This is a genomic window from Mesorhizobium sp. BHbdii (genome assembly GCF_053848045.1).
In genome coordinates, this window is sequence record NZ_JBSPKX010000304.1 from 1 (window position 1) to 403 (window position 403).

The following is a 403-nucleotide window of genomic DNA, read 5'->3' on the forward strand; positions in this document are numbered from 1 at the left end:
GCGTTGACGTTGAAGGGACCACGGACGCGGTTGATGGCGTCGACGATGTGCATGGGCGCGTACATCCAGCCGATCCGCGCGCCACCGAGGCCGATCTTGGAGAAGGTGCGGGTCATGACCACATTCTCGGCGCTGCCGACCAGTTCGATGCCGGCTTCATAGTCATTGCGGCGGACATATTCGGCGTAGGCAGCGTCGAGCACCAGCAGCACATGTCTGGGCAGGGCGGCATGCAGGCGGCGCACCTCCTGGAACGGCACATAGGTGCCGGTCGGATTGTTGGGATTGGCGAGAAACACGATTTTCGTGCGCGGCGTGACGGCCGCCAGTATCGCATCGATGTCGGCGCGCTCATCGGTCTCCTTGACCGCGATCGGCGCAGCCCCGGCCGACTGGATGTAGA

The 403-nt window shown here is 64.0% G+C and carries 1 protein-coding gene; it reads right to left on the reverse strand.

Annotation, left to right across the window (positions count from 1 at the left end; translation table 11 throughout):
• Nucleotides 1-403 (reverse strand): aminotransferase class I/II-fold pyridoxal phosphate-dependent enzyme (locus ACWTU8_RS33155; protein WP_455851420.1); only part of this gene is annotated, 403 nt, incomplete at both ends.